Annotated in this window: 3 protein-coding genes; all 3 read right to left on the bottom strand. The window is 56.6% G+C overall.

What is annotated here, in order from left to right:
* Positions 1–394: 394 nt before the first annotated feature.
* The 3 genes from FS320_RS45660 to FS320_RS41180 all read right to left on the bottom strand — a co-directional run bounded on the left by FS320_RS45660 (position 395) and on the right by FS320_RS41180 (position 2,367).
* A complete protein-coding gene (locus tag FS320_RS45660; protein ID WP_153885405.1) occupies positions 395–841 on the bottom strand; it encodes a hypothetical protein in 447 nt (148 codons plus the stop codon).
* Positions 834–1,601, bottom strand: a complete 768-nt coding sequence (locus tag FS320_RS41185) for a LuxR C-terminal-related transcriptional regulator (protein ID WP_152718350.1) — start codon at positions 1,599–1,601, stop codon at positions 834–836. The genes FS320_RS45660 and FS320_RS41185 overlap by 8 nt, the downstream gene beginning before the upstream one ends.
* A 226-nt stretch (positions 1,602–1,827) precedes the next feature.
* Complete coding sequence (locus FS320_RS41180) at positions 1,828–2,367, bottom strand: sigma-70 family RNA polymerase sigma factor (RefSeq protein WP_152718348.1); 540 nt, start codon at positions 2,365–2,367, stop codon at positions 1,828–1,830.
* Positions 2,368–2,836 lie beyond the last annotated feature (469 nt).

Raw genomic sequence — 2,836 nt, 5'->3', positions numbered from 1 at the left:
GACCTGGCAGCGAAAGCCGCTGGGAGCCCGCACGGTGTCTGGCGGCTCAGCCAAAGCCCGGCACTCTCCATAGCGTTCCCCAATGCCTTCTTCAGAGGCCTCGGCCTCGCCTCTGTCCACGTCCAGCAGTCGAGTAATCCGACGAACCGCCGTATACGGACCCGTATGTACGGTGGTGTGGGAGGGGTGGAACCGCGAGGCTCCCCCCTATCCCGATTTAGGTGCCTTGCTTTAGCCAAAGCTACAATCGAGCCGCAAGTAGACTTCCGGCTTACGAGAGTCGCCCGTTCCCGCAGGTGCATTGTCCCTCTTAAGCACAGCACGTTGGATGTGTCTGTCTGGATGGCGACAAAACCGAACCTCGGTTCTGCTATTTTTGGCAGACGGGTGCTTCTTATTTTTGCCGCCCGAAGAACGCGGCGATCAAGCCTCCGGATCGGCGGACTTCCTGACGCTCAAGGCGGACCACATGCTGGTCATGTTCGGCGTCTGGCCCTTGGACCGTCTCATCCGGAACCTCAACCGGTCTCATCTCTGTGACCTGCCCTGACTCATTGTCCTCCGTCCCGCCCTGTTCTAGGGTCGAAAGTACCTCAACCCGACCTGGAAAGTCCCTCGGGCCTTCATATCGGACGTAATCCTGGAAACCGGGTCTGAGCCGGTGCTCTCGGTCGAGAATGACCTCGTGCGTAACCTCCACCACAAAGAAGCGCCCTTGTGGCGCTGTCACATCCACCCGGCTGACCACACCCTCGGAAAAGCTCTTCATCGGACCGGGTGGATGGAAGTGAACACGAACCTGATCCCCGACCTCAATCTTCACGGGCAATGTCTCAGACATTCAGAGTCGGTATCCCTGTTCTCGGCAGGCGCTGAGACGCCCACATAGCCGCCTGGGTGCGATTTGCTGCGCCGATTTTGCGCAGAATAGCTTTGACGTGAACCTTGATCGTCGCCTCCGTGATATCAAGCTTACGAGCAATAACCTTGTTGGGCGCTCCTTCTCTTAAGCAGCCCAAGATCTGCGCCTCACGTGCGGAGAGCTTTGGATAGCTCAGATCAGACAGACGTGGCTCTGCGATATCGTCTTGAAGCGGCTGGTCCCTGTTCTGTGGAGCCGCATCCATGATCGAGCGTAGGACCTCAAAGGGCAGTACACTCTCTCCGAGCATGACCAGTTCAAACGATTTGATCAGAACCTCGGGAGCAGTGGCTGTGAGACAGAAGCCGTCCACGCCTGCCTCGTGTCCGAGCCGCACGAGATCTAGGTCGTATTTATCCGCTAGAACAATGATGCGAGCCTCCGGACATTGCTCTCGCACCTGTTTGACCATCTCAAGCACGCGACTGGTATTCTGACTGGCCTGAATCAGGACCAGGGCAGCCTCTGCAATCAATTTCTGGAACCGTCGTGAACCCGCGATAGGAGAAGGTACCTCGGCAATGGCGAAGGGGCTCCCCGACAGAATGCGTTGGAGCCCCGAGCGCAGCAGGGAGTTATCGCAAATCAGTGCCGTTGGAATGGCTGGTGTGAGACCGGTGAGAGCGAAATCGGACTGAAACGAGCGATTGTTTTCAAGCGTCAGCGTCTGCGCAGCCATCGCGTACCCCCTCTTTGGCTTCGTGAGTTAAGAGAAGGTAAACACGAGGCAATAATTCTGTCTGTCTGGTAGCCGACGAAAGCTGTCAGCCAATAGTCCTAAACATTGACGATGCTCATCTTCTCATGGATCATGCTTAGCAATATGAAGCTCGGCTAATGATCTACGCTCACCTTTGTTTGCACGAAGTGCTCCGCGTGACTAAGGCTCGTACTTGCGGCCCAATCTACCCAGTCAGCGCCGCTTTAATCACAGCATCAGGTCCAAGGTCTGCGTCGCTGTTGAGGTCCAGAAGGTAAGCCAGCTTCAGGCGAGCCCGGTTGACCCGGCTCTTGACCGTGCCGACCGCCACGTTGCACACCTGAGCGGCTTCCTCATAGGACAGCCCCTGTGCTCCAACCAGCAGCAGAGCCTCGCGCTGGTCTCTGGGGAGCTTCGCCAAGGCTGCACGAAAACCCTCGAAGTCGAGATGGCTCTGCTGATCTGGATGTGTCTTGAGCCGCGCGGCATACGACCCATCCGCATCCTCGGTCTCATACTTGCGCTTGCGGTACTCCGAGTGGAAGAGATTGCGCAGGATCGTAAATAGCCATGCGTTCAGGTTCGTCCCCGGTTGGAACTTTTCGATGTTGGCCCAAGCCCGCAAGATGGTCTCCTGCACCAGATCATCTGCACGATCTCGGTTGTTGGTGAAAGAGATCGCAAAGGCACGCAGGCTTGGGATGGCGGCGAGCAGTTCGTCGCGCAGCGTTGCCTCAACACTCATGCGGGAGTGTCTCCAATCTCGTTTTGATCTGGTGGACCAGCCTCTCCAAACCGGGGGACAGCGGCTGCCGAAGGAGGTCGGCATACATAGCGCGGAGGTCAGCGCCGATCCGATCCTGTGTCTGAACCCGGATATCATCCCAGAGGCTTTCGCCACGCCACGCACGCGGAACAGCAACGATCAGGCCAATGGGCCAGTCTTCGTTTACATCATCGGCCATAAGACGTTCCCAGCCAAATCGCTCTCTTTGAGGAGCGCAGCCGTCAACGGTTCAGGTTAGTCGGTGTTCCAAAATTACAGGATTTTTCTAACTTATGTTAACGGCTCAGGTGAAACCAAGTTAGAGGCTGGTGAGCAATTTTATTACTCGCTTCAAGTGCTTGATTTGGAATAGCTTTCGTGAAGATTGATGAGGCGGATGCGGGGTGTGCAACGGTTGAGGAGCCCCGCTATGGATACTTGTCTCTAT

Source organism: Microvirga tunisiensis, assembly GCF_009296175.1.
Taxonomy (GTDB): Bacteria; Pseudomonadota; Alphaproteobacteria; order Rhizobiales; family Beijerinckiaceae; genus Microvirga; species Microvirga tunisiensis.
This window is presented reverse-complemented; position numbering and strand designations above follow the sequence as displayed.

Excerpts from the sequence above, each read along its gene's own strand:
- FS320_RS41180 (WP_152718348.1), bottom strand. The coding sequence starts at position 2,367 with ATGAGTGTTGAGGCAACGCTGCGCGACGAACTGCTCGCCGCCATCCCA.
- FS320_RS45660 (WP_153885405.1), bottom strand. The coding sequence starts at position 841 with ATGTCTGAGACATTGCCCGTGAAGATTGAGGTCGGGGATCAGGTTCGT.
- FS320_RS41185 (WP_152718350.1), bottom strand. The coding sequence starts at position 1,601 with ATGGCTGCGCAGACGCTGACGCTTGAAAACAATCGCTCGTTTCAGTCC.